This is a genomic window from Bradyrhizobium sp. SZCCT0148 (assembly GCF_018129985.1).
In the GTDB taxonomy this organism is placed as follows: Bacteria; Pseudomonadota; Alphaproteobacteria; order Rhizobiales; family Xanthobacteraceae; genus Bradyrhizobium; species Bradyrhizobium japonicum_H.
Genome location: NZ_JAFCKT010000005.1, coordinates 349,037 through 375,095, shown reverse-complemented (window position 1 = coordinate 375,095; position 26,059 = coordinate 349,037). Strand labels below are relative to the sequence as shown.

Below are 26,059 nucleotides of genomic sequence, written 5' to 3'. Positions count from 1 at the left end.
GAAACTCCTTCAGTAGCCGAATGCCCGCGGCAGCGCGGTCGAGAGCCATGGCACGAAGGCGATGACGAGCAGGCAGAGGAACAACAGGCCGAGATAGCCCATGATCGGCTTCACCGTCTGCTCGATCGGGACATTGCCGATCAGGCAGGCGCCGTACAGCCCGAGCCCGAGCGGTGGCGCGAACAGGCCGATGCCCATGGCGATGACCAGCACGACACCGAAGTGCAGGGGATCGACGCCGAGCTGCACCGCGACCGGCAACAGCAGCGGCCCGAAGATGATCAGCGCGGCCGCGCCCTCCAGCACCGAGCCCATCACGATCAGCACGGCGATCGCAAGCAGAATGAACAGCCAGACGCCTGACGTCTTCGACAACCCCAGCATGAAATCGCCGACCGCATGCGGCACCTGCTGCAGGGTCAGCGTGAACGCGAGCGATTGCGCTGCGGCGACGATGAACAGCACCAGGCCGGCGCGCGTGGCTGCCTGCACGAAGCTGCGTGTCGCCGATCTGAAGCCGAGCTCGCGGAACACCACGCTGCCGACGACGAGCGCGTAGGCCACCGCGAACGCCGAGATCTCGGTCGCGGTGGCAAAGCCGCTCTTGAAGCCAAAGAAGATCATGAAGATCAGGCCGAACGAGGCGATCGCGCCGCTCCACAGGCCCGAGACCGGCATCTGTGGCTCGACCTCCTCGACCTTGTCCGGACGTTTTCCGAAGATGACGGACACGGCGATCAGCGCAGCCGCCATCAACGCCGCGGGCAACAGGCCGGCGACAAACAGGCCGCCAATCGAAAGATTGGCCACGAAGCCGAGAATGATCAAATTGATGCAAGGCGGGATGGTCTCCGCCATCACCGCTGAGGCCGCGAGCAGCGCCACCGCGCCGCCAGGGTTCTGCTTCGAGCGGCGTGCCGCCGGGATCAGCACGGAGCCGACCGCGGCGACATCGGCCATCTTGGAGCCGGAGATGCCCGAGAAGAGCACCATCGATGCGACCATCACGACGTTCAGCCCGCCGCGCATGCGCCCCACCCCGCGCTGCAGCAGTTCGATCAGCCGCACCGACATGCCGTTGGCTTCCATGAGGTAGCCGACGAGGATGAAGAACGGGATCGCAAGCAGCACGAAATTGTCGATGCCGCGTGCCATCTGCTGGGCGAAGATGACGCCGGGCAGCGCACCCTCGACCCAGATGAAGATGAGCGCGGCGAGCGCCAGCGCGAAGCCGATCGGCAATCCGCCGAACAGCGTCACGAAGAAGCCGACCAGCATCAGAGTGCCCGCCGACGGCACCGAGGACGGCGACAGATAATCCCAGGCGAGATAGAGGCCCGTGACGACGACGACCGCGATGAGCCCCCTGACGATGTCGGGAAACGGCCGCGCGCAAAGCTGGTCGATCGCGAACACCGTCATGAACAGCGCGCCGACGCCCATGGGATAGAAGGTCAGCTCCAGCGGCAGGCCGGAGCCGGTGGTCTGGCCCGCGGTGAGCGAGCCCAGCTTGATGGCGTTGTAGGCGACGTAGCCTGAGATCAGGACGACGAGCAGCGCGCTCGCGGCGTCGACCAAGGCGCGCAGCCGCAACGGCAGCAGATCCTTGAAGAAGGAAACACCGACATTCTCGCCGCGCGCGAGCGCGCTCGCCGCTCCGAAGAAGGCCGAGCCGACCATCAGGCCGCGCGCGACGTCGTCCGACCATTCGACCGGTGCGTTGAAGAAGAAACGCAGCAGCACGGAGGCGCAGACCACCACGAGATCGGCGGCAAGCAGGACGGCCGCAATCGCGTCGCTGAGGCGAAGCAAAAGAGCAATGCTCCCGTGGCGCTCGCCCGGGAGAGACACGGCGCCGGCCATCGCCATATCAAGCCTGCGTTGCGCGGATGATGTCGATGACGGCCTTGGATTCCGGCCGTGCCTTCATGAAGTTCTCGGTCTGCGGCGCGACGCGTTTCTTGAAGGCCTCGCGGTCGCATTCGGCCACCGTCACGCCCTTCTCGGTCAAAGCCGCCAGAGCCTCCTTCTCGACCGCCAGCCCATGGGCCCGCGTGTCGGCTGCGGCTTTCTTTGCAGCATCGAGAAAGCCCTCGCGCAGCTTGGGATCCATGCGGTTGTAGGTCATGTCGCTGAAGTAGATCGCCAGCGGCGAGAAATTGTGCTGCGTGAGCGCGTAAAATTTCGCCGTCTCGAAGAACTTGCTGGCGAGGATCGTCGGCGGATCGTGCTCCAGACCGTCAAGCACGCCGGCCTGCAACGCCGTATAGATCTCGCCGAACGCCAGCGGCGTCGCGGCGGCGCCCATCAGGCGCAGGCATTCCGTGATAACCGGATTGGGCAGGGTCCTGATCTTGAGGCCGGCGAGATCCTCCGGCGTCTTAACCGGCTTCTTCGCCAGCACGCTGCGCGAGCCGAAATTATAGGCCCAGGCGATGATGCGGATGTTGCCGCCCTTGAGCAGGGCATCCTCGATCGGCTTGGCCGCACCGGCGTCGAACGCCTTGGTCTGCTGCGGGAAGCTCGAGAACAGGAAGCCGAGATCGTAAGTGCCGACCAGCGGCACCAGATTGGCCGAGATCGACGAGCCCGACACCATGAGGTCGATCACGCCGAGCTTCACCGAATTGATGACGTCGATTTCCTGGCCGAGCTGGTTGTCGGGGAAGAACGCGACCTCGATCTGCTCGCCGAGCCCATTGCCCTTCAAATTCTTGACGAGGTTGTCGTAATAGACGCGGCCATTGGCGAATTTGGGATCGTTCGGCAGCGAGGAGGAGCATTTCAGCTTCAGCGTCGCGGCTTCGGCACGGCCGATGATGGCGGGAGAGAGCACGAGGCCGGCGGTGACCGCCGCCGACGACTTGATGAACGCGCGACGGTTCACGGGGACGATGGTCATGGTGCGGTCTCTCCCACATTATTTTTTGTTCGCCGCGGTCGTTGCCGTGGCTATTGCGCGGACTGTATGGCCAAAGCGACGGCACAAGCAAGCGCAGGGCTGGCAGGCGCGCAGCAGCGCGTCGGATGCGTAGCGGCCCCGCGCAGCGCAGTTGAACGACGGCATCACCCGAAGATTTGCGGCGAGGAGAGGCCTGATGCCCTGCCGCGCAATGCGAGCTGCCGCGCCAAGCCGCCATCAATCCAATGGGAGCATGGATCAATGCGCAATTGGCATGGATGCATCCACACCGATGCCTGCCGGCTCCAGCAAACAGCTGCCCATTTTGCCGCAGCGCAAGCGTGACCCAGCGCACAGACGGACACATGGCGACAGCTTAAGAAAGCTGGCATCGTCGCGCGCGTTGCCGATGGAGCTTACCCATGCGCCTTCCTGCCTTTTCCCGTTTGTTTGCTGCCTCCAGCCTCCTGGCCCTTACCCAATTGATGGCACCAACGGAGGCCGCGGCCGAAGCGCGGCTCGCGCTGGTGATCGGCCAGTCCGCCTATCGCACCGTGCCGGAACTGCCCAACGCCGCCAACGACGCCAAGGGCATGACCGAGCTGCTCGGCAATGCCGGCTTCACCGTCACCACGGCCTCAAATTTGGCGCAGAACGAGATGCGCGCGGCCATCTCGGATTTCGCCGGCAAGGTCAGCGCCAGCGGCGCCGACACGGTGGCCCTGGTGTTCTATGCCGGCCACGGCCTGCAGATCGACGGCGAGAACTATCTCGTTCCCGTCGATCTCGATCCCAAGCGCGAGGCGGATATTCCGCTCCAGGGCGTGCGGCTGAACGACATGCTCAACACGCTCGGCGCGCTGCCGACGCGGGCACGCATCTTCATGCTCGACGCCTGCCGCAACAACCCGTTTCCGGCGCTGAGCGGCGCCGGCCACGGGCTCGCGATCGTCGACACCAAGGCCGGCGCGCCTGGCTCGTTCATTTCCTATTCGACCTCGCCCGGCGCGGAGGCCGAAGACGGCAACGGCATCGACAGCCCCTACACCGCGGCAGCGCTGACCGTTGCGAAGCAGCCCAATCTGCCGATCGAGGAGGTATTCAAGCGCATCCGCGTCGCCGTCGCGCAATCGACCGACGGACGGCAGATCCCCTGGGAAAGCTCCTCCCTGACCACCGACTTCAAGTTCTTTGGCGAGAGCAGCGGCCAGCCTGCATCCGTTCCAGGCGCGGGTTCGATGGCCCTTGCCGGGGGCACGCGCAGCCTCGATGACTGGCGCAAGGAATTGCGCGGCAAGCCGGCGCCGGTCGCCTATGACCTCGTCATCACCGACGACACCGTGCCGGCCTATCAGGCCTATGTCGAGCTGTACGCACAAGATACCCGCACGCCGCGCCTGCGCACGGTGCTTGAGCGCCGGCGCCAGATGCTGGCCTGGGAGCGCGCCACCGCGATCAACACCCGCGCCTCGTTCGAGGCCTATCTCGACAATTGGGACAACAGCGACCTCGCCGCGACCGCACGCCGGATGCTGCAGCGGGTGCAGAACCGCAATTACGGCGTGCCTGTCGCCGCCGCGACGACCCCGGTCGCGGTCGCGACGGCTCCGACCTGCCCGTGTTCGGCGCCGCCGGCGACGCCGGTCAACCCATCGGTCGCACCCGTCATCAAGAAGCGCGTCGACGACACCCCGCCGAAGCGCAAGGTGGTCGAGACACCGCCGAAGCCGCGCCGTCCGCCGCCGCCCGAGGAAGTCATCGTCTACGAGCGCGCTCCGCCGCCTCCGCCGCCCGCCGCCGTGGGTGTCGGCATCGGGATCGGAATCGGCATGGGCCGCGGCGGCTACGGCGGTGGCGGCTACGGGCGCGGCGACAATTATCGCGGCAGGTATTGAAGAAACTGCACTCTCGTGCTCCAGACGCGGCGCAGCGCTCTTGCGGTGCGCCGCAGAGCCGGGGCCGATGCGGCGACGTCCTGTGAGGCGTAATTGCTCCCGGCCCTGCGGGAGCGGCACTTCGTACCGCACCGCGTTCGGGACACGAGTGTTGCGACTATTCTCATCCGCCTCCTTTCAACCAGGAAATGCTGTAGTCTGATCGGCCAGCGCCAGCATTCCCGGGGACTCTGCATCGATGCCGCACGATTCTCGCGCCTGGAGCTCATGGCCGCTGTTCCGCTCGCTCGCGTCGTATTCCCTGCCCGGCGACCTCATGGCGGGACTGACGCTGGCCGCAATAGCTATTCCCGAGCAGATGGCCACAGCTCGGCTCGGCGGCTTCGCGCCGCAGATCGGCTTCTTCGCATTCATCGCGGGTTCGCTCGGCTTCGCACTGCTTGGCGGCAACCGCTTCCTGTCCTGCGGCGCCGATTCCACGATCACGCCGATCTTCGCCGGCGGGCTCGCGGCGCTGGCCGCCGCCGGGACGCCTGAGTATCACGGCCTTGCGATTGCGCTGGCGCTGATGGTCGGTGCCATGATGCTGGCCGGCGGCGCCTTTCGCCTCGGCGTGATCGCGAACCTCTTGTCGGTGCCGGTCATGGTGGGCTTCCTCGCCGGCATTTCCGTCCATATTATCGTCTCGCAATTGCCGGGCGTGCTTGGGTTGCCGTCGCCAAGTGGACCGACGCTCGATCGCATCGGCGTGCTCGCAAGCGAGATCGGCCTCAGCAACCCATTCACGCTGTGCATCGGATTCGGCGTGCTGGCCTTGGTGTTCGTCTGCGAGACGATCAGCGCGAAAATTCCGGGCGCATTGATCGGGCTCGTCGCTGCGACGCTGGCCACGATTGCGCTCGGCCTGGAGAGCAAGGGCGTCAACGTCGTGGGTCAGGTGCCGGGGACGCTGCCTCATCCGACCTTTCCCGAATTGGCACCGGAAGTGTGGGTGCGCCTCGTGCCGCTTGCGTTCGTCATCACGGTCGTGGTGATGGTGCAGACCGCGGCGACGACGCAGTCGTTCCCGTCCGATCCCGACACACCCGCTGATGTCGACCGCGACTTCCTCGGGGCCGGCGCCGGCAGCGTGCTCGCAGGCCTGTTCGGCGCCTTTCCGGTCAATGCGAGCCCGCCGCGCACCGGCATCGTCGCCGAGACGGGAGGACAATCGCAGCTCGCGGGCCTTGCCGCCGCGGCCATCGTGCTGGTGCTGCTCGCATTCGGCACCGGCCTGCTGCAACACGTGCCGGATGCGGCCCTCGGCGGCATCCTGCTGTTCGTGGCGTTACGCATCATCCGCTTCAGGCAGATCGTGACGATCTACCGCCAGTCGTTCAGCGAATTCCTGCTGATCGTCGCCACCGCCGCCCTGATCATCGTGCTCCCGATCCAGCAGGGCGCGTTCCTCGGCATCGTGCTGTCGCTATTGCACGGCATTTGGAGTACGACGCGCGCGCGGCTGGTCGAGTTCGAGCGCGTGCCCGGCACGACGATCTGGTGGCCGGCGCATCCGCACATCTCCGGCGAGCGCGTCGAAGGCGTCGCCGTGATCGGACTGCAGGCGCCGTTGTCCTTCCTCAACGCGCCTGGTTTTCGCAACGATGTGACCAAGGTGCTCGCGACATCGCCGCAGCTGCTGGTGTTGGAAGCGAGCGGCATGGTCGAGATCGACTTCACCGCCGCGCAGATCCTGCTGGATGTCTTCAAGGCGTGTAGCGAGCAAGGCGTCACGGTGGCGCTGGCACGGCTGGAATCAGTGCGTGCGCAGGATGCCTTCGAGCGCTTCAGGCTGTTCGAGGCCCTGCCCCGCGAGCACGTCTTCTATAGTGTGGATGAAGCGGTACGGAAGTTGGCGAAGTAGTCAGCGGGTTTTTCAGTCGAACCGATCGTGCCGAGGTCTCGGGACACCTTGCCCGCTTGAGGGAGGGTTCGGCGCGGAGCGCCGGGTGAGGGTTCTTTCGTCCAGGGGCTGTCCCGTTGAGGAGATACCCTCTCCCTCCCCCAGGCGGGGAAGGGAGCGCACCTCCCGAGTCGCGACGGTCGCCTCTTACGACGCCAGCGTCGGGTGATCCCGCTGCACCGTCTCGCGAATCCAGCCGGCATGGATCGCGCGGAACAGGATCTGTGCAGTCTTGAGGTCGTTGGCCGTCATGCAGAGATCGACGATGCGATGGACGGCATCGTCGCGCATCAGTCCATCCGAGATCTTCATCGCGATTTCCATCGCGACCTTGGCCGCGCGCTCGTAGCGCTCGCCCTCGCGCTTGTCGCCCTGCGCAGCTCGTGTGGCGCTCGGAGCCGCGGCATCGCAGATCGCGCGAATGCGCTCGGCGGCCTCGATGTCGCCGAGCGGTGCTTCGATCGCTTCGTCCCAGATATCCTGTCGCGTCTTTCGCGCGAACCAGCGCATAGCCCGCTCCGTAGCTGATGGAGCGAGCATAAACGGCGCTCGGCCTGCGCGCTACGCCTCGGGCACGATCTTGCCGGGGTTGAAGATGTTGAGCGGATCGAGCGCCTTCTTCAGCGCCCGCATCGCATCGAGCGCCTCAGGTCCGAGCTCGGCCTTGAGATATTTCTGCTTGCCCTGGCCGATGCCGTGCTCGCCTGTGCAGGTACCGTCCATCGCCTGCGCGCGCTCGACCAGGCGATGCATGAACTCCTCGCCGCGCGCCATCTCGGCGGCGTCGTTGGTGTCACACACGAGCGAGCAATGGAAATTGCCGTCGCCGACATGGCCCACGATCGGCGACAGAAGGTTCAGGCGCTTGAGATCTTCCTCGGTCTCGCTGACACAATCGGCCAGCCGCGAGATCGGCACGCAGACGTCGGTCGCGACCACGCCGATGCTGTCGCCGGGGCGCAATGCCTTGACCGACCAATAGGCGTCGTGCCGCGCCTGCCACAACTTGGTGCGATCCTCCGGCTTGGTGGTCCACGAGAAGTCGCCGCCACCGCAATCCCTGGCGATCTCGCCGAAGGCCTTGGACTGCTCGGCGACTTCGATCTCGCTGCCGTGGAATTCCATCAACAGCAGCGGAGTTTCCGGCAGCGTCAGCTTCGAATAGGCATTGCAGGCCTTCACCTGCGCGGCGTTGAGCAGCTCGATGCGCGCCACGGGTATGCCGGTCTGGATCGCCAGGATCACGGCCTGACAGGCTCCATGCACGCTCTCGAACGACACCGCCCCGGCCGCGATGGTCTCGGGAATGCCGCGCAGACGGATGGTCAATTCCGAGATGATGCCGAGCGTGCCTTCGGCGCCGACGAAAAGATGCGTCAGGTCGTAGCCCGCCGATGACTTCTTGGCGCGCGTGCCGGTCGTGATGATCTCGCCGTCGCCGCGCACCACCTTCAGCGCCAGCACGCTGTCGCGCATGGTGCCGTAGCGCACCGCGTTGGTGCCGGAGGCACGGGTCGAGGCCATGCCGCCGAGCGAGGCGTCGGCGCCGGGATCGATCGGGAAGAACAGGCCCTGGTCGCGCAGATGCTCGTTCAGCGCCTTGCGAGTGACGCCGGGCTGGATCACGCAGTCGAGGTCCTCGGCATGAACCGCGAGCACCTTGTTCATGTCGCGAAGGTCGATCGAGATACCGCCGGCAGGCGCGTTGACTTGGCCCTCGAGCGAGGTGCCGGTGCCGAAAGGAATGACGGGAACGCCGTTCCTCGCGCAGATCCGCACCACGTCCTGGATGTCGGCGGTTTCCTGCGCCATCACCACGCCATCCGGCGGCTGGTTGGGAATCCAGGTGGTGGTATGGCCGTGCTGCTCGCGGACGGCCTGCGAGGTGATGAGGCGGTTGCCGAAGCGTGCGGCAAGCTGCTCCAAGGCGCTCGCGAGGGCTTTCGGCGCTGGCCGCGGCGGATTATTGGTGATGGTGGTGCCCACGAATTCCTCCCGACAGAAGAACCGTGGCAAAGGACATAAAGCCGGTCAAGTCAAGCGACCGGACGCATAGCTGGAAGGAAACGATGCCCGAGACCGCCGCCTCAGCGCCGAAGGCCGAACCGTTCCGCGCCTCGATCATGCAGATCGAGCCGCAATGGATCGACTATAACGGCCATCTCAACATGGCCTATTACAACGTGATGTTCGACCGCGCGATCGACCAGCTCTGGAGCGAACTCGGCATCGGGCCGGCTTACATGAAGGAGCGCGGCGGTTCGACCTTCACTGCCGAATGCCACGTGCGGTATTTGCGCGAAATCCACCTCGGCGATCCCGTGCAGGTCCTGGTCTGGCTGCTGGAAGCCGACGACAAACGCCTGCACACGTTCGAGGAGATGCGGCACGCGACCGAGGGCTGGCTGTCGGCGACCTCCGAGAACATGTCGCTGCACATGGATATGACGGCGCGCAAGGTGGCGCCGTTCCCACCCGATATCCGCGAGCGGATCCAGGCCGTTCGCAAGGCGCATGGTGCGGCGCCGCGGCCGGAAGGTATCGGACGCAGGATCGCGATGCCGGCCAAGTTTGGGTGAAAGTTCCGCGCTAATCGGGCAGACCGGCTTCCGAGAGCGCTTCGAGAATGAGATCCCGATAGGTTTGCTGCAGGGGCGGCATGCCGAGCTGCACTTGCGACAAAGTGAGGTCGGGATAGCTCGATCGCAGCGCTCCGAGGCTTCGGCCGGCTTCCGGGCGCGCACCGGTCAGGACATAGGCGGGACATAAGGTCCGGTGCACCCAGGCTGCCGACGGATGCTCAGCCAGGCCCCGCGCCTGCCAGCGCGCTGCGGCGGCATAGTTGCCGGCATAGAAATAGGCACAGCCGATCCCGATGGTGCTGTTGAAGGCGAGAGGATCCTGCGGCGCCAGGTCGAGGGCGATCTTGAAGCGTTCGATCGCCGAGTCCGAATCGCCCCGGTAGACATCGAGCCATCCGCTGCGACTCCACGCCCAGGCGGAGGCGCCATTGGCCGCCAGCGCCTTCTGGATCACGAGTGCCGCGCCGTCGAGTTCGTCGAGCAGGGTCAGCGCTGTTCCGACGACCGCGAGCACGGTCGGATCGGAGGAACGGGTCTGTGCCCGCCGGGCCAATTCCAGGCCTCGCGCCCGGTCTTCCCGAATGTCTGCGGTGAAGTGGTAGACCACCCGCTGAGCATGGACCCAAGCTGCAAGCGCAGCGGAGAGCGCGTGCGACGGGTGGCACGCCAGAGCGCGGTCCAGAAGTTCCAGCGCGCGGGCATTTCCGGCTTCGTCGAGCGAAAGAACACCCGGCATTGCGCGCAGGGCGAGTTCGCGAGGGCCGAGTTCGGCGAGCGGTCGGCCCAGCACCTGATCGATTTCGACGGCACGCAGGCCGGGCTGCAAGGAGCCGACCACGCCTGCGGCCAGTCGTTCGATGTCGGCTGACGCGCCAACCGGATCGTCGATGCGGTGAGCCCAGATCTGACGGCCGCCGTGCCGGTCGATCAGGCGGAGCAGGAGCCGCTGGCCGCGGCCAGTCCCCCTCACCGCTCCGACCAGCTGATAGCGCGCCGAACGCGGCTCGGCCGCAACCGGCAACCCGATCCGCATCATGGCGACGGCAATCTCGTCGGCGATATCGTCCATGCGCGGCCGAATGGAGGGATCGGCCTCGATCAGGCCAAGATGGATCATGGGCTCATCGCATGAGGTCCTGCCCCCCTGCCACCTCGACTTCAACCCGGCCGCAAGACGCATCTGGCGGCTGATCGTCTCGGACGGTGTTTCACCGAACCTTTGCCGATATCCAATCGAGAACCGGCCGAAGTGGGTGAAACCGCAGCGCAAGGCCACGTCCATCACCCGCGTTCCGGGCAGCGCGCGCAAGAACTCGCGCCGCGCGCAGTCAAAGCCCCGGTCGCGCATGATCTCCTGCGGCGATTTGCCGAGAAACGTCATGCAGTGCCGTTGCAGGGTACGACCCGATACGCCCGCGAGTTCGGCGAGTTCGGCAACGGTCCAGCGGCGCTCGCTGGTGTTGCACATCGCATCCAGTGCGGTCCGCACGCTGCGCGGCAGCGGACCCGGTGGGCGATCATCGCTTCCGGTCATCGCGTCAGCCTCCTTCAGAAAGTGGTCTTGCCTCCGGACGAAAAGTTCACGGATGCGGATAGTCCTGTCGCGAAACGGATAGTCCGCAAGGACCTTCGCGGCCTAGTTCCCTGGGACCAGCACGCGCAGGCCTATTCGCGCCGCTCCAATTCCTGCGGGTGCAGGATCGCGAACACTGAAAAGGATCCCGATCATGACCATTTCCGCAATTGCCCAGGCCCCCGCGATCGATCTCGCGGCCCTCAAGACCCGGCAGCAAGGCGCCTGGTCGTCAGGCGACTACGCCGTTGTCGGCACCACGCTCCAGATCGTCGGCGAAGAGCTGTGCGAGGCGATGGATATCCGCGCGGGACAGTCGGTTCTCGACGTCGCCGCCGGCAACGGCAACGCTTCGCTGGCCGCAGCTCGCCGCTGGTGCCATGTCATCTCGACCGATTACGTTCCAGCCCTGCTCGATCGTGCGCGCGCCCGCGCGATAGCCGATGGCCTCGCCATCGAATTCAAGGAAGCGGATGCAGAGCAATTGGGCTTTGCCGACGGGACCTTTGATGCGGTGGTGTCCACCTTCGGCGTGATGTTCACGCCCGATCACGCCAAGGCGGCAGGTGAGATGCTGCGGGTGTGCCGAAGCGGCGGCAAAATCGGGCTCGCCAACTGGACGCCGGACGGTTTCATCGGACAGGTATTCAAGACGCTCGGCAAGTATCTGCCGCCGCCGTCCGGCGCGTTGTCGCCGGCATTGTGGGGCACGCGTCAGCATCTGGAACAACTATTTGCCGCCGCCGCGGCCGAGATAACGGCCGAAAATCGGCAATTCACCTTCCGGTATCGCTCGCCGGAGCACTTCCTCGAAGTGTTCAAGACGTTTTATGGTCCCGTCCTGAAAGCCTATGCGGCCTTGGATGCCAACCAGCAGGCAAGCCTGACGCAGGATCTGTTGCGGCTCATCGCATCCACGAACAGAGCCAAAGATGGCAGCATGGTCGTGCCCAGCGAGTATCTGGAGGTCGTCATCACGAGGCGCTGAGGCTTGTCGGAAGCGAATGCGCGCGAGCCCGTCACGGCAGGCTCGCGCGCGCTCGCATGATCGCGATCAAACCCTGTTGCGACCGCGGGCCAGGCCGACAACGGCCGAGACCAAGAACAGAACGATCGCGATGAAGAAGATGATCTTGGCGATCTCGATCGAAGCGCCGGCGATGCCGCCGAAGCCCAGGATGCCGGCGATCAACGCGATAACCAGAAATGTCACAACCCAGCCAAGCATGGTGAAATCCTCGTCTTGATGTTTGCTCTGGCGCGGCGGGCCGCACCACCTGCCCAGACAATCTCGACGCTGGAACAATTGTTCCGGCCAGCCCGGCGCGGAAATTCGCAAGGGTCTTCGGAACAAATTGGCTCGCCGTGCACGTGGAAAACCTCGTTCCGCGGCCCCATATACTCACCGATCCCTGTTAGAAGGCTCCCTTCCGCTACCCCGCGGTGCCATCGTGGGGCCAATGATTCGCATGACCGAGCCGAGCAAAATCACGACCCAGACCGTACCTGACCACCAGCCCGCAGCCGGAGGCATCGCCGCGCGTGCGCGCGCCTCGGTGGGCCCGAAATATCTGTCCGGGCTCAATCCGGAGCAGCGCGAGGCCGTGGAGACACTGGACGGCCCGGTCCTGGTGCTGGCCGGCGCCGGCACCGGCAAGACGCGCGTGCTGACGACGCGGATCGCCCATATCCTGAGCCAGGGCCGCGCCCGCCCCGCCGAGATCCTGTCGGTGACCTTCACCAACAAGGCCGCGCGCGAGATGAAGCACCGGCTCGGCCAGATGCTCGGCCACGCCGTCGAGGGCATGCCTTGGCTCGGCACCTTCCACTCCATCGGCGGCCGTATCCTGCGGACCCATGCCGAGCTGGCGCAGCTCAAGTCGAACTTCACCGTGCTGGACACCGACGACCAGGTGCGGCTGCTGAAGCAACTGCTGCAGGCCGACAACATCGACGACAAGCGTTGGCCGGCACGCATGCTCGCCGGCCTGATCGACGGCTGGAAGAACCGCGGCTTGACGCCGTCGCAGGTGCCGGCAGGAGAAGCCGCTATCTTTGCCAACGGCAAGGGCGGCAAGCTGTATGCGAGCTATCAGGAGCGGCTGAAGATTTTGAATGCGGCCGATTTCGGCGATCTGCTGCTCGAGGACATCCGCATCTTCCGCGAGCACCCGGATATTCTGCGGCAGTACCAGCAGCGCTTCAAATTCATCCTGGTCGACGAATATCAGGACACCAACGTCGCGCAGTATCTGTGGCTGCGGCTGCTGTCGCAGTCGCCGTCTTCCACCCCGTCATTGCCGGGCTTGCCCCGGCAATCCATTGCGTCTTCAGACGGTGGATCACCGGATCTCGATGCTTCACATGGGCCCGGCGATGACGAGCATAGTGATGTTGCGCTGCCCGATGCGAACAACAAGCCTCACGTCAAGAACATCTGCTGCGTCGGCGACGACGACCAGTCGATCTATGGCTGGCGCGGCGCCGAGGTCGACAACATCCTGCGCTTCGACCACGACTTCCCCGGCGCCAAGGTCATTCGCCTCGAGCGCAACTACCGCTCGACCGGCCACATCCTCGCCGCCGCCTCGCATCTGATCGCACACAACGAAGGCCGGCTCGGCAAGACGCTGCGCACCGAGGACCAGGACGGCGAGAAGGTCACCGTGACGGGTTCTTGGGATTCCGAAGAGGAAGCCCGCGGCATCGGCGAGGAGATCGAGCAGATCCAGCGCAAGGGCGAGAAGCTCAATGAGGTCGCCATTCTGGTGCGTGCCTCTTACCAGATGCGCGAGTTCGAAGACCGCTTCGTCACGCTCGGCCTGCCCTATCGCGTCATCGGCGGCCCCCGCTTCTACGAGCGCGCCGAAATCCGTGACGCGCTGGCGTACTTGCGCGTCATCAACTCGCCGGCCGACGACCTCGCCTTCGAGCGCATCGTCAACGTGCCCAAGCGGGGACTCGGCGATGCCACCGTGCAGATGCTGCACGACCATGCCCGCAAGCGTCGCATTCCCTTGTTCGAGGCGGCGCGCGCCGTGGTCGAGACCGACGAGCTGAAGCCGAAGGCTCGGGGAAGCCTGCGCGAGGTTGTCACTCAGTTCGACCGCTGGCGCGCCCAGCGCGAGGTCACCGCCCACACCGACCTCGCCCAGATCGTGCTCGACGAGAGCGGCTACACCGAGATGTGGCAGAAGGACCGTTCGGCGGATGCCGCCGGCCGGCTGGAGAACCTCAAAGAACTCGTGCGCTCGATGGAGGAATTCGAGAACCTGCAGGGCTTCCTCGAGCACATCTCGCTGGTGATGGACCGTGACAGCGGCGCCGACGAAGACGCGGTATCGCTGATGACGCTGCATTCGGCCAAGGGACTCGAATTCGACAACGTGTTCTTGCCGGGCTGGGAAGAAGGTCTGTTCCCGAGCCAGCGCACGCTTGACGAACAGGGCCGCGCGGGGCTGGAAGAAGAGCGTCGGCTCGGCCATGTCGGCCTGACCCGCGCCCGCCGCCGTGCCATGATCTATTTCGCCACCAACCGCCGCATCCACGGCACCTGGTCGACCACGATCCCCTCGCGCTTCCTCGACGAGTTGCCGGCGGCCAATGTCGAGATCACCGAATCCAAGGGCGGCTCGGCCTGGGGCGGCACCGGCGGTTACGGCGCCTCGCGCTTCGACGACATGGAAGCCTTCGGCTCGACCTATTCGACGCCGGGCTGGCAGCGCGCGCAAGCCAACCGCAATCGGGGTGGCGGCCGCAACGGCGGCGGAGGGAGCGGCGGTTTCGAGGAAGACGCCGCGACGTTCTCGTCCTCCGCGTCGTCGGGCCCCGACTTCGGCAGCTTCTCCTCACGCCGCCGCGGTCCGATGACCATCGAGGGCGAGCTGGTCGCCAAATCGACCGGCACGACCTCGGACTTCTCGCTGTCCGACCGCGTCTTCCACCAGAAATTTGGTTACGGCCACGTCACCAAGATCGACGGCAACAAGCTCACGATCCACTTCGACAAGGCCGGCGAGAAGAAAGTCGTGGACAGTTTCGTGCAGCGGGCGTGAGCCACGACATGGCTCAGTATGTCGCCGTCATCGAGGACACCGATCCCGACGCCGTCAGCCTGTGGTTTCCGGACCTGCCCGGCTGCATTTCCGGCGGTGACGATGTCGAGGAGGCCCTGGAAAGTGCACCCGAGGCGCTCGCGTTCTATGCGCAGGAGCTGATGGCGGACGGCCGGCAGCTCCCCCCACCGCGCACGCTGGACGAGCTCAAGGCCGACCCTGAGTTCGCAGACGACCTCAACAAACTCACGGTCGCCCTGATCGAATGGCCGCCCCGCGACGACGCCGACCAGTGAGGACTGTTCGCCGCACCGGCCGAACTCTCGACAGTTCTCGCCCGAACAGGTCTTGACCATCGCGAACTTCCCCGTATCAGATGCGCCCATGGTCCGAGGCATCACACTGATCTTGCTGGCATTGGGGATGCCGTCGCTTGCGGCGGCGGAGACCATGAGCTTTGGCGATTCGATCGGGCTGCTGGCCAAAAGCTGCGGCGCGGAAATCGTCGCCAATTGCCGCGGCGTCAACCCGGATTCGACCCGCCTGAAGGAGTGCCTGTCGCGCAATCGCGACGTGCTGTCCCAGCAGTGCGCGAGCGACTATCTCGGCGCATTCGACGCCATCCAGAAGCGCGTCGCCGCGCGCGTCACGGTGGCGAACGCCTGCCAGCGCGAGATCGTCAAGGTCTGCGGCGGCTCGACCAAGGAGACCAGCAAGTCGGTCCCCTGCCTGGTTTCGACGCCCAAGGGCATCAGCAACAACTGCCTGAAGGCCGTCGACGATGCGGGGTACCGCTGATGCGCGCGAGCAGGCTCGTCATTGCCGGAGCTGCGGTCGTGCTCGGCCTTGCTGGGCTCGCCGGCGCGGCCGGCGCCCAGACGTCGGCGCCGACCCGCGACGACATCGTCGGCAAGCTCAACCATTTCGAAGAAGCCGCGGAGATCGACCTTCCCGCGCTGAAGCAGCAGGTGATGGAGCGCGCCAAGACCAGGATCAAGAACGATCCGGGTCCGGTGAACCGGCCGCCGATCGCGCCTGACCTCGCCAAGCTGCCCGCCTTCAACGCGCTGATCCAGTTCGATGCCGACACGCCGATCATCCAGCCGGCCTCCTACCAGACCGTCGGCCGCATCGCGGACGCGCTGGTTCATTCCTCGCTGCTGCCCTACACGTTCCTGATCGTCGGCCACGTCGAATCCAACTCGAAGACGCGGGAGGCCAACGCGATCCTGAGCCAGCGGCGCGCCGACGCGATCCGTGACGTGCTGGTGAACACGTTCAAGATCTCGACCAAGCGGCTGCATCCGATCGGCCTCGGCGAGGAGCAGTTTCTCGACCGGGCCAAGCCGACCGCGGCCGTCAACGGCCAGTTGCAAATCCTGACCTATGCCAAGGTGCCCGAGGACGCACCTGCGCGTCCGGCTGCGGCGCCCGCGCCTGCGGCGAAAAAGCCCGCCAAGAAACGCTGAGCGCACGCAGCTTTGCACCTGCGGGAACCCTTTGAAGTCGCGATCATTTTGTAGCGTGTCCCGGGCGCGCTGATACGGTTTCACGCGACATGAGCGGCGGTTTGTGCACCGCCCGGTCCGGTGCTATAGGCACTGTTCGCCCTTCCCGACCCCGAGTTGCATGAGACCGAAATGGGTGGCTATTTCCAGCGCCAACTTGCCGTTTATGTCGAGTACCATCGCGACCTCCGGAACACGGCGATGCATGTGGTCGGCATTCTCCTGTTGTTCACCGGCGCCGTGATGCCGCTGACGCTGGTCCGGCTGCCGCTGTTCGGTTTTGACGTCAGCCTCGCCGTGATTCTGGCCTTGCCGGTCCTGATCTATTGGCTGCTGCTCGATGTGGCGTTGGGGATCGGGATTTTGGCGGTCTCGATCATGCTATTTTCGGTTGCGGCAACCGTTGCGGCGCAAGTCAGCACCGCGTCGATGTGGGCGATTTTCGCCGCGCTGGTCGTGCTTGGCGTCGCCGCGCAGACCATCGGCCACAAGGTTTTCGAGGGCCGCGAAGCCTCGTTGTTCACTTTTCCGTCGCACCTTTTGCTCGGACCGATGTTCGTGATGGCAAAATTATTCATTGCACTGGGCTTCCGTCGCGACCTTGCCGCGATTCTGGCGCCTCTTCCGGCCAATTCCCTTTCAACCCGATAGTTCTCGAAGCGAAACAGCAACCTTCTGCATGGCTCTCGTCCTGGTTACCGGTGGCAGTGGCTTCATCGGACATCACCTCGTAGAAGCGCTCCGCGCCCGTGGGCAGCGGGTGCGCGTTCTCGATGTCCGTGCACCGGCCGCAGCGAACGCGGACGTCGAGCATATCCAGGGTTCGGTGCTGGACGGCGCCGCGGTCGATACCGCGGTCGCCGGGGTCGATCAGGTCTATCATCTCGCCGGGCTGCCCGGCATGTGGGTCGCCCACAAGCAGGACTTTCACGACGTCAATTTCCGCGGCACCGAGGTGGTGCTCGCAGCCGCGATGAAGCGCGGCGTGTCGCGCTTCCTGCACTGCTCGACGGAATCCATCCTGTTCCCCTATACCGATCTCAAGGGCGCTGCCGCCGAAGAGGCGCTGCAGCCGGCTGACGCGATGCCGGGTGCCTATACGCGGTCGAAGTCGCTCGCCGAGCATCATGCCGCGAAAGCGGCGGCCGGCGGCTTCCCGCTCGTGATCGGCACGCCGACCATGCCGATCGGCGCCGCCGACCACAATCTGACGCCCCCGACGGCGATGCTGTGGTACTTCCTCCAGAAGAAGGTGCAGCCGCACCTCAACTTCCTGGTCAACCTCGTCGATGTCCGCGACGTCGCCATGGGCCTCGTGCTGACCATGGAGCGAGGCCGCATCGGCCAACGCTATATCCTGGGCGGCGACTGCGTCCCGCTCGGCAAGATCCTGCGGATGATGGCGGCGATGAGCGGCCGGCGGCAGTATCCGATCGTCGTGCCCGGCAGAATCGCCGAGCTCTCCGCGATCATGCTGGAATACATCGCCGACCATTTCACGCGCCGGCCGCCCAACGGCACCGCCGAAGGTGTGCGCATCGCGCTCGCCGCCAGCGACCTCTCGATCGACAAGGCGCGCACCGAACTCGGCTATTCGCCGCGTCCGATCGAGCCCGTGCTGCGCGAAACCATCACCCATCTGCTCGCCCGCAACGGCCAGCAGCCCTCCGGCGCCCTCGAACACCACGCGCTCTCCTCGCGCGCGAGCTAACGCCGCCGCCCAACGCAAAGAACCTTCATGTCCTTCGATTTCAGCAAGCTTCTCTCCGTCGCCTGGGGTGGCTGGACCACGGCCTGGCCGACCGAACTCCTGGCATTGGTCTGGCTCGCCTTTCTCATCAGTTGGATCGGTGCATCGTTCTGGCAGGGGCGGACCAAGAAGCAGGTCATGACGCTGGAGTCGCAGCGCTATCGTCTGCCTATCCTGATCGGCGGCATCCTGTACACGCCGTGGGTTGCACAGCTCTTGGGTTGGAAGCCGCTTTGGGTGCTCGGCAACACCGGTATCTACATCGCCGCAATCCTGTCGGCCGCCGGCATCGCCTTCGCCTGGTGGGGCCGGCTGCATCTCGGAAAATTCTGGTCGAACACCATCACCCACAAGGAAGACCACCGCGTCATCGACACCGGCCCCTACGGCATCGTGCGTCACCCGATCTACACGGGACTGATCTTCGGCATGCTGGTGACCGGCGTTGCAATTGGCCTGGTGACGACGATCCTCGGCGCGATCCTGATCTCGGTCGGCATGTGGCAGAAGGGCCGGATGGAAGAGGTATTTCTCTCCAAGGAGCTCGGCGAGGACTCCTACGGCGCTTATTGCCGCCGTGTGCCGATGATCATCCCGTTCCTGTCGCCGCGGTGAAGGTTTAGCAGCTCGCGTCACTCTCGAGTCCGGATGCGCAACGTGCAAACGCTGCTGCGCGGGCTCAGCTAGCGACGGTGGTACGCGGTGAGATGGGCCCCGGCTCTTCAGCGCACCGCGAAGGCGCACTGCGCTGCGTCCGGGACACGACCTGACGCACCAAGGAACCACGCTCCCTCGAACCCGTTACCTCTCGACAGCTGCCACCCGCTGCAGAGCATCGAGCCATGTCGGACGCCTACGATTATTTCCGCGAGCACGCGATTGCCGCCATCCGCAAGGCGCGGGCCCTGCCGCGCGGACGGCCGAAAGAGAAGCAGCGCACGGTGGCGCGGGTCTATCACCTGCTGTCCAAGGAGGCTGCACTGGCCCCGAACATCCAGCACCTCGATGATTTTCGCGTGGCACGGCAGCTGGAACGGCAAATCCGAGGCTGACCTCCGGGCAACGACCGTCGACGCCCGTCATGCAAAATCGATCGGCTGCCATTCCGCGGGAATAGGCCCGGCCCTCACCCCACACAGGTTGACGTCTGCCCCGTCAACCAGTTGGATGCGCGCGCAATCAGGGGCCTTTACATGACCTTCTCCAGCATCTTTGCGCAGTTCGTTGCGCTTCTCGGCGGCATCGCGCTGCAATGGCGAAGGCTGTCGGGCACCGTGCCCGCGCCGGCTTGGGGAGAGACACCCGCCATTCCCGAGGCGAAGCCGCAAGGCGCGATCCCGACCTTGAAAATGCCGACCGCGCGCGGCTGGAGCGAGGGGCAGAAGCCGACCGTCGCGCGCGGGCTCAAGGTCAACGCGTTCGCGACCGCACTCGACCATCCGCGCTGGATCGAGGTGCTGCCCAATGGCGACGTGTTGATCGCCGAAGCAACGCAGATCGCGGGCAAACCGCGCAGCGTGTTTCACTATGCGATGCAGGCGACGATGCGACGCGCCGCGGCGCTCGGCGTGTCCGCCGACCGCATCACGCTGCTGCGCGACAAGGACGGCGACGGCGTCGCGGAAGTTCGCGGTGCCTTCATGGAAAACCTCAGCCAGCCCTTCGGCATGGCGCTGATCGGCGACACCTTCTATGTCGGCAACACCGACGGCGTCATGGCCTTCCCTTACGTCGCCAACGCCGACCGCATCACCGCGCCGGGCAAGCGCCTCACCACTTTCAAGCCGGGCGGGCACTGGACCCGCAGCCTGCTTGCAAGCCCCGACGGCAAGAAGCTCTATGCCGGCGTCGGCTCGCTCAGCAACATCGCGGAGATGGGTTTGGAGGTCGAGGAAGGCCGCGCCGCGGTCTACGAGCTCGACCTCGTCGCCGGCACGCACCGCATTTTCGGCGCTGGCCTGCGAAACCCGGTCGGGCTGGCGTGGGAACCGAATACGGGTGTGCTCTGGACCGTCGTCAACGAGCGCGACGGGCTCGGCGACGAGACACCGCCGGATTATCTCACCTCGGTGCGCGACGGCGGCTTCTACGGCTGGCCCTATTGCTACTGGGGCAAGACGGTGGACGACCGCGTGCCGCAGGATCCTGCGATGGTCGCCAAGGCGATTCAGCCGGACTACGCGCTCGGTGGCCACACCGCCTCGCTCGGCCTGTGCTGGATGCCCGCAGGCACGCTGCCGGGTTTCCCCGACGGCATGGTGATCGGCCAGCACGGCTCGTGGAATCGCAGCACCTTGTCCGGCTACAAGCTGGTGTTCATCCCGTTCGAGAACGGCAAGCCCTCCGGTCCCGGCCGCGACATCCTGTCGGGCTTCCTGTCCCCGGACGAGAAGGAATCCTACGGCCGCCCGGTCGGCGTCGTGATCGGCCCCGACAAGACATCACTGCTGATGGCCGACGACGTCGGCAACGTGATCTGGCGCGTGACGGGCGCGTAAAACATCACGTCCCCACACACAGCGTGGCGCGCTGCTTGCGGAGCAGCGCGATCACCGACAGCGCCGTGATCAGCCCGGTCTTGGGATTCTCCGACGGGATGTTCTCGATGCCCATCGAGAAGCGCGCCGAATCCGCCTCGACCTCGATGCGGTGAACGTTGCGCGTCACGGTCGGGTCGGCCCAGACCTGGATCTGGGTACGGTCGGGCCCGATGCCCGCCAGCGACAGCGCGACGGCGACATTGACGTTGGCCGGAAAACCCTTCGCCGCTTCCCGCGCGCTGCCCTCGAACAGTTTGAGCGGCTCGCGCAGATTGTCGATGTCGATGTTGTTCTGCACGATGAAGGGCGCTCCCTTCAGTCCGTCGATCGGCTTGCGCGTCACCATCTTCACGGAATGGATCGTGCCGATGGCCGCGGCGTTGACGGCATCCAGCCCGATCAGCGCGCCGGTCGGCACGATGATGCGGCCGCCATTGGCACGTGCGAGATCGACGAGATCGAAATTATCGAGCAATCCGCCGACGCTGACGACGACCGCGGCCCTGCCGCGCTTCACGGCAGGCTCGACGATCGCGCGCAACTGGCTGCTCGGTGCACATTCGACGACGATGTCGGCGACCTCGCCGAGTTGGTCGATCGGCAGGATCTTCGGCGGACGACGCAGACCGCCGATGAAGGCCTGATGCTTGGCGGGATCGCGCACGGCCACGGCGGACAGCGTCAGCCCCTCGATGCCCTGATCGAGCGCGGTGGCGATCTTGGTGCCGATCGAGCCCAGGCCTGCGATGGCAACCCGCAAATCGTGAGAGGCTTTCTGTCCGGTCATCGCATCCTGCTTTCTCGCTCGGACTGATGTCATAGCGCATCATTTTCTGTATAAGCCAGCGCGAATTGCTCGGCTCGCCAGCCTCATCTGGTCGCGCCGCGGCCTGGTCCCATGGAGCTTTCCTATGCGCACCCATTCGATCGCAGCCATTCCCGCCGACGGCATCGGCCCCGAGGTGATCTCGGCAGGCGTCCGGGTCCTTGAGGCGCTGGCCAAGCGTAGCGGCGATCTCGCCTTCAACGTCAGGACGTTCGACTGGGGCTCGGACTATTACAAGAAGCACGGCGTGATGATGCCAGCGGATGGCCTTGCCGAGCTGAAGACGTTCGACGCGATCTATTTCGGCGCGGTCGGCGCACCCGATGTGCCCGACCACATCACGCTGTGGGGCCTGCGCCTGCCGATCTGCCAGGGCTTCGACCAATACGCCAATGTGCGACCGACCAAGATCCTGCCGGGCGTCGCCTCGCCGCTGCGCAATGTCGGCGTCGGCGATCTCGACTGGGTGATCGTACGCGAGAATTCGGAAGGCGAATATGCCGGTATGGGCGGCCGCGCGCACCGGGGCCTGCCGGAAGAGGTCGGCACAGAAGTCGCGATCTTCACCCGCGTCGGCGTCACCCGCATCATGCGCTATGCGTTCCAGCTCGCGCAGTCGCGTCCGCGTAAATTCCTGACCGTCGTGACCAAGTCGAACGCGCAGCGCCACGGCATGGTGATGTGGGACGAGATCGCCGCCGAGGTCGCGACCGAATTCCCCGACGTGACCTGGGACAAGATGCTGGTCGACGCCATGACGGTGCGGATGACCCTGCATCCGAAGAGCCTCGACACCATCGTCGCGACCAATCTCCATGCCGACATCCTGTCCGACCTCGCCGGCGCACTTGCAGGCAGTCTGGGCGTGGCGCCGACCGGCAACATCGATCCGCAGCGCCGCTTCCCCTCGATGTTCGAGCCGATCCACGGCTCGGCTTTCGACATCACCGGCAAGGGCATCGCAAATCCGGTCGCGACGTTCTGGACCGGCGTGCAGATGCTGGAGCATCTCGGCGAGACGGATGCGGCCTCGAGGCTGATGGCGGCGGTCGAGCGTGTCTGCGCGGCGGGCGTGCTGACGCCCGATGTCGGGGGCAAGGCGACGACGAAGGAAGTGACGGATGCGGTGATCGACGCGATCAACGGGTCGAACGTGTAGCTCTCGCCTTTTCACCGCTTGCGGAAGAGGCGGAGAGCTTACTTCCGCTTTGCAGGAGCCGGCGGTGGTGTCGCCATCGCCGATGCAGGCTCTGGCGGCGTCAGGTGGCGCGGGACGATGACGGTCTGGCCAGGGGTGAGTTGCGCGTTCTCTGCAAGAGAGTTGCTCTGCGCAAGCGTCCACAGCGGCACGCGATTGGCGGCTGCGATGCTCTCCATAGTGTCGCCGGGGCGCACCGGCACCCGCACGCCGCTGTCCCACAATTCAACCAGCGTATCGGCGGGCACCAGATAGCGCAGCGGCACGGCGCCGGACTGGGTCTGAGGCGGAATGCGCGGCAGTTGCGTCACCATCTCGAGGATCTGGCGATGGATGTCATCGGACTTTTCGATGTTGATGTGCGAGACGCGGCCGTTTTCCTTGAGGTCGTAGCTTGCATAATGGCCGCGAAAGCCGGGGACCGCGACGACGTCGCCGCCGCCGAGCACGCTGTCGGACAGGAAGATGTTGATGAAGCGCTCGACATTGAGCGGCACGTCACCCGTCGCATGCGCAGGGTCGATGGCGATGACGAGGCTGATCGGAATGTTCTCCTTTTCCGCCATCTCGGAGATGATGATCGAGCAAAGCCCGCCCATGGAGTGGCCGATCAGCACGATCGGCGCCGCTTTCTCCTTGTAGCTGGCGATGACGCGGTTGCCGATGAACCGGCACAGGGTGAATTCGTAGACATCGGCGGAAAAGCCGGCCTGTGTCAGCTTCTCGCTGAGCCGGTCCATGCCGGTCGAGAAGATCGGTCCCATGGCGCCGCGGAACAGGTAGATCCTGGGCGGCGGCAATGGCTCGAAGGGCGGAGGCGGCGGTGCAGTGTGGACGGCCGTAGTCGACTTCGATTTGGCGGGTGAGGCAGCGGCCATGCCGGTACTCAGGGCCAGCAGCACGACAGCTGCCAGCGCGACGAGGCGCCTCAGATCAATCATCAGTCCAGCAGTTCCACCACGGAAGGCAGAAGGCCTCCCCCGTGGCTTAGTGACCATCGATTTGGTGGATTTTGGGGCGCGCACGTCAGAGCCCCGTGATCCCACGCGCACACACTGGACCCGTCACGGGCTGGTCCTGAGCCGGCTGCGATGTGCGGCCTGCTTGGCGCGGTTGCCGCAGACCGCCATGGTGCACCACCGGCGGGCACGCCGGCGGGTGTGATCGGCGAACAGCATCGTGCAGTTATGGCCTTTGCACGCCTTCACATCGGTGAGATCCTCGTCGCAGACGAATTTCGCCATGGCCTCACCGAGGGGCAGCAGCAGGGAGTCCGCTGATTGCCAGCGCCGCTTCGTTCGCAGCGCGAGAACGCCGCCATCGTCCGGCCCGGGCTCGATCCGCGTGAATTTCTCGTCGCGCTCCATCAAACGGTTCAGCGGACCCAGTTCGCTCAGCGCATCCACCGTCAGCGGCCGGCCCGCATGTTTGCGCACGAAGCCGCGAAACCACTCCCGCAAGGCGCGAGCCTGACCGGCGACATTGTCGAGTTCGCCCGGCTTCGCGCGCGCCTTCAGGGCGTCCAGTTCCTCCGGCGCCGCCAGTTTCGCCTGGCAGAGCCAGTCGATGAGACCCTCGCCATCGTCGAGCCAGTCGAGGGGCATATCGACCGGCGTCGCCACCGAATTGAGGAAATCGAGGCCTATCGAGTCGGCGATGAACATTGCTCGCGGTCTGCCCATGAGCGATCCTGAGCCTAATAGGCCAATAGGTAACCTTCAAAAATACATTTGACAAGTTACACCTCCGCGTATGTAACCTAATATGGAATATTTAACAGGTTACATCCGTAGAGCCCGACGGGCTTCCGGCTCGCGCTCAACCACCCCGAGCGGATTACGGCGATCATCTCACAGAACGGCAATGGCTATGAGGAAGGCCTGAGCGACGGCTGGACGCCGATCCAGAACCTCGACAATTTCTATCTGACGCGTCCAGGCTCGAACGACGTGCAGCTCGATCTGATGGGCGACCATAGGAGTAACGTCGCGCTCTATCCCGACTTCCAGGACTATTTCCGCACGCACAAACCGCCGCTCCTCGCGGTCTGGGGCAGGAACGACCCGTTCTTCATTCCGCCCGGCGCCGAGGCGTTCAAGCGCGACAATCCTAATGCGGCGGTTCAGTTCTTCGATACCGGCCATTTCGCACTGGAGACGCATGCGAAGGAAATCGCACACGCCATCCGCGCCTTCCTGACGTAACGAAGCCGCTCCACCACGTTACGCGGCAAGCCTTTGCTCGCGGAATGCGCTGATCGCCATGTGCACGAGGTGCAGCTTGCCCTTGACCGCGGGCGATATGTCGAACGGATAAGCGTCGCTCATGCCGAGTGACCGGTTGAGTTCGTTGAGGCCGCGGGAGAGCGGAGTCCACAATGCCAGCAGCGCCTCGATGTCGCTTTCCAAATAGGGGTCCGTCAGGGTCTGCCGCGCGCGCTCGTCCAGAGACAACGGCAGGCTGCCAACCGAGTCGAGGGTCGACAAGATGTGGAGAAAATGCGCGAAAGTCTCGGCCCAATCCTCCCACGGATGAGATGTGGCGTATTCGCTGATGAAGCCGCTGCGCTGGAATGAACGATCGGTGCGTCCATAATAGCCGCGGATTGCGGCCTGATAGTCCATCGTCTCGTCGCCGAAGATCAGCCTGAACGGTGCCTGGAACAGCGTGCCGTTGACCAGAAGATCCCAATAGAAATGACCGATCTCGTGACGGAAATGCCCGAGCAGAGTCCGGTACGGCTCCCGGAACGCCACGCGGCGAGCCTCGCGCTCGACGTCGTCGGCCTCTGCCAGATTGAGCGTAATCACACCCGAAAGATGCCCTGTCAGAACCGGAGTGATTTCGTCGGAAAGGATGTCGAATGCCACGCGCTCACCGCTGCGCGATACCAGCGGAAGTCCGAGCCGGCGGAGATCGTAGAGAAGACGGCGCTTGGCTTCCTCCACCCGGCGCCAGAGCATGACGTTCCTGGTGCTGCCGAGATGCGGGATGGTGCGCGTCAGGCGACAGGAGTCGCAGTACCAGTCCGCGCCCTTGACGGACCAGTTGCAGCCGATGATCTCGCGGTTACGGCAGGACTGATTACCCGCGAGCATCGTCAGATTGATGCATGAAAGATCGAACACCAGCTGCGTGCCGCAGTTCGCACACAGGGTGTGCTCGAACGCGACTGGTTGTCGGCATGATGGGCACTGGAACAGCTTCACGTTCTCGGGTCCCAAAAAGCCGGCACGCCTGGCGCCCGGACCATTACTTCGAGGAAGTCTTGCGGCCGTCGTTCTTGCC

24 protein-coding genes and 1 pseudogene are annotated in these 26,059 nt (G+C 65.1%); 15 read left to right on the top strand and 10 right to left on the bottom strand.

The window, feature by feature from the left end; all coding sequences use genetic code 11:
* Nucleotides 1-9: 9 nt before the first annotated feature.
* Both JQ580_RS18745 and JQ580_RS18740 read right to left on the bottom strand, forming a co-directional pair.
* Entirely contained in the window at nucleotides 10-1,863 is a 1,854-nt protein-coding gene (locus JQ580_RS18745) for a TRAP transporter large permease (RefSeq protein WP_212281521.1), read from the bottom strand.
* Nucleotides 1,864-1,870: 7 nt separating this feature from the next.
* Entirely contained in the window at nucleotides 1,871-2,902 is a 1,032-nt protein-coding gene (locus JQ580_RS18740) for a TRAP transporter substrate-binding protein (protein WP_212281520.1), read from the bottom strand.
* Between the two features lie 422 nt (nucleotides 2,903-3,324).
* On the opposite strand from JQ580_RS18740, the gene JQ580_RS18735 reads away from it, so the two are divergent.
* Both JQ580_RS18735 and JQ580_RS18730 read left to right on the top strand, forming a co-directional pair.
* A complete protein-coding gene (locus JQ580_RS18735) occupies nucleotides 3,325-4,797 on the top strand; it encodes a caspase family protein (RefSeq protein WP_212281519.1) in 1,473 nt (490 codons plus the stop codon).
* A gap of 238 nt (nucleotides 4,798-5,035) precedes the next feature.
* Nucleotides 5,036-6,700 carry a SulP family inorganic anion transporter gene (locus JQ580_RS18730; RefSeq protein WP_212281518.1) on the top strand — a complete coding sequence of 555 codons (1,665 nt, stop codon included), beginning with the start codon at nucleotides 5,036-5,038 and terminating at the stop codon, nucleotides 6,698-6,700.
* Nucleotides 6,701-6,886: 186 nt separating this feature from the next.
* Here the strand turns inward: JQ580_RS18730 and JQ580_RS18725 are convergent, their stop codons facing one another.
* A complete protein-coding gene (locus JQ580_RS18725; RefSeq protein WP_212281517.1) occupies nucleotides 6,887-7,249 on the bottom strand; it encodes a hypothetical protein in 363 nt (120 codons plus the stop codon).
* A 51-nt stretch (nucleotides 7,250-7,300) separates the two neighbouring features.
* The gene (locus tag JQ580_RS18720) at nucleotides 7,301-8,725 is read right to left on the bottom strand and encodes an FAD-binding oxidoreductase (RefSeq protein ID WP_212281516.1); all 1,425 of its coding nucleotides are present in this window, start codon (nucleotides 8,723-8,725) and stop codon (nucleotides 7,301-7,303) included.
* Nucleotides 8,726-8,808: 83 nt separating this feature from the next.
* Here JQ580_RS18720 and JQ580_RS18715 point away from each other — a divergent pair, with 83 nt between their 5' ends.
* Nucleotides 8,809-9,318 carry a thioesterase family protein gene (locus JQ580_RS18715; protein ID WP_212281515.1) on the top strand — a complete coding sequence of 170 codons (510 nt, stop codon included), beginning with the start codon at nucleotides 8,809-8,811 and terminating at the stop codon, nucleotides 9,316-9,318.
* Between the two features lie 10 nt (nucleotides 9,319-9,328).
* Here the strand turns inward: JQ580_RS18715 and JQ580_RS18710 are convergent, their stop codons facing one another.
* Entirely contained in the window at nucleotides 9,329-10,855 is a 1,527-nt protein-coding gene (locus JQ580_RS18710) for a helix-turn-helix domain-containing protein (protein ID WP_212281514.1), read from the bottom strand.
* Between the two features lie 193 nt (nucleotides 10,856-11,048).
* Here JQ580_RS18710 and JQ580_RS18705 point away from each other — a divergent pair, with 193 nt between their 5' ends.
* Entirely contained in the window at nucleotides 11,049-11,882 is an 834-nt protein-coding gene (locus JQ580_RS18705; RefSeq protein ID WP_212281513.1) for a class I SAM-dependent methyltransferase, read from the top strand.
* Between the two features lie 66 nt (nucleotides 11,883-11,948).
* On the opposite strand, the gene JQ580_RS18700 is transcribed toward JQ580_RS18705, so the two are convergent.
* Nucleotides 11,949-12,122, bottom strand: a complete 174-nt coding sequence (locus JQ580_RS18700) for a DUF1328 domain-containing protein (protein ID WP_106948700.1) — start codon at nucleotides 12,120-12,122, stop codon at nucleotides 11,949-11,951.
* A 232-nt stretch (nucleotides 12,123-12,354) separates the two neighbouring features.
* Here JQ580_RS18700 and JQ580_RS18695 point away from each other — a divergent pair, with 232 nt between their 5' ends.
* The 9 genes from JQ580_RS18695 (at nucleotide 12,355) to JQ580_RS18655 (ending at nucleotide 20,705) form a co-directional block, all read left to right on the top strand.
* Complete coding sequence (locus JQ580_RS18695; RefSeq protein ID WP_212281512.1) at nucleotides 12,355-14,949, top strand: ATP-dependent helicase; 2,595 nt, start codon at nucleotides 12,355-12,357, stop codon at nucleotides 14,947-14,949.
* 8 nt (nucleotides 14,950-14,957) lie between these two features.
* Complete coding sequence (locus JQ580_RS18690; RefSeq protein ID WP_212281511.1) at nucleotides 14,958-15,245, top strand: type II toxin-antitoxin system HicB family antitoxin; 288 nt, start codon at nucleotides 14,958-14,960, stop codon at nucleotides 15,243-15,245.
* Between the two features lie 88 nt (nucleotides 15,246-15,333).
* Nucleotides 15,334-15,747 (top strand): hypothetical protein, encoded by a 414-nt coding sequence (locus tag JQ580_RS18685; protein WP_199580749.1) that lies wholly within the window; start codon nucleotides 15,334-15,336, stop codon nucleotides 15,745-15,747.
* Nucleotides 15,747-16,418, top strand: coding sequence for an OmpA family protein (locus JQ580_RS18680; RefSeq protein WP_212281510.1), 672 nt, complete (start codon nucleotides 15,747-15,749; stop codon nucleotides 16,416-16,418). Before JQ580_RS18685 ends, JQ580_RS18680 begins: the two co-directional genes overlap by 1 nt.
* Before the next feature lie 171 nt (nucleotides 16,419-16,589).
* Complete coding sequence (locus JQ580_RS18675; RefSeq protein WP_212281509.1) at nucleotides 16,590-17,108, top strand: Mpo1 family 2-hydroxy fatty acid dioxygenase; 519 nt, start codon at nucleotides 16,590-16,592, stop codon at nucleotides 17,106-17,108.
* A 28-nt stretch (nucleotides 17,109-17,136) separates the two neighbouring features.
* Complete coding sequence (locus JQ580_RS18670) at nucleotides 17,137-18,168, top strand: NAD-dependent epimerase/dehydratase family protein (protein ID WP_212281508.1); 1,032 nt, start codon at nucleotides 17,137-17,139, stop codon at nucleotides 18,166-18,168.
* A 27-nt stretch (nucleotides 18,169-18,195) separates the two neighbouring features.
* Nucleotides 18,196-18,822, top strand: coding sequence for a methyltransferase family protein (locus JQ580_RS18665; protein ID WP_212281507.1), 627 nt, complete (start codon nucleotides 18,196-18,198; stop codon nucleotides 18,820-18,822).
* Between the two features lie 227 nt (nucleotides 18,823-19,049).
* Nucleotides 19,050-19,259, top strand: coding sequence for a hypothetical protein (locus tag JQ580_RS18660; RefSeq protein ID WP_212281506.1), 210 nt, complete (start codon nucleotides 19,050-19,052; stop codon nucleotides 19,257-19,259).
* Between the two features lie 141 nt (nucleotides 19,260-19,400).
* Nucleotides 19,401-20,705, top strand: coding sequence for a PQQ-dependent sugar dehydrogenase (locus JQ580_RS18655; protein WP_212281505.1), 1,305 nt, complete (start codon nucleotides 19,401-19,403; stop codon nucleotides 20,703-20,705).
* 4 nt (nucleotides 20,706-20,709) lie between these two features.
* Here JQ580_RS18655 and JQ580_RS18650 read toward each other — a convergent pair whose 3' ends face one another.
* Nucleotides 20,710-21,534, bottom strand: coding sequence for an aspartate dehydrogenase (locus JQ580_RS18650; RefSeq protein ID WP_212281504.1), 825 nt, complete (start codon nucleotides 21,532-21,534; stop codon nucleotides 20,710-20,712).
* Nucleotides 21,535-21,658: 124 nt separating this feature from the next.
* On the opposite strand from JQ580_RS18650, the gene JQ580_RS18645 reads away from it, so the two are divergent.
* Nucleotides 21,659-22,732 carry a tartrate dehydrogenase gene (locus tag JQ580_RS18645; protein ID WP_212281503.1) on the top strand — a complete coding sequence of 358 codons (1,074 nt, stop codon included), beginning with the start codon at nucleotides 21,659-21,661 and terminating at the stop codon, nucleotides 22,730-22,732.
* 38 nt (nucleotides 22,733-22,770) lie between these two features.
* On the opposite strand, the gene JQ580_RS18640 is transcribed toward JQ580_RS18645, so the two are convergent.
* Both JQ580_RS18640 and JQ580_RS18635 read right to left on the bottom strand, forming a co-directional pair.
* Nucleotides 22,771-23,712, bottom strand: a complete 942-nt coding sequence (locus JQ580_RS18640) for a LysM peptidoglycan-binding domain-containing protein (protein WP_212281502.1) — start codon at nucleotides 23,710-23,712, stop codon at nucleotides 22,771-22,773.
* A gap of 123 nt (nucleotides 23,713-23,835) precedes the next feature.
* Entirely contained in the window at nucleotides 23,836-24,453 is a 618-nt protein-coding gene (locus JQ580_RS18635) for a CGNR zinc finger domain-containing protein (protein ID WP_212281501.1), read from the bottom strand.
* 111 nt (nucleotides 24,454-24,564) lie between these two features.
* Here JQ580_RS18635 and JQ580_RS18630 point away from each other — a divergent pair.
* Nucleotides 24,565-24,975, top strand: a pseudogene (locus JQ580_RS18630) (alpha/beta fold hydrolase); the annotation flags it as partial.
* A gap of 18 nt (nucleotides 24,976-24,993) precedes the next feature.
* Here JQ580_RS18630 and JQ580_RS18625 read toward each other — a convergent pair.
* On the bottom strand, nucleotides 24,994-25,980 hold the full coding sequence (locus tag JQ580_RS18625; protein WP_212281500.1) for a zinc-binding metallopeptidase family protein: 987 nt from the start codon (nucleotides 25,978-25,980) through the stop codon (nucleotides 24,994-24,996).
* Nucleotides 25,981-26,059 lie beyond the last annotated feature (79 nt).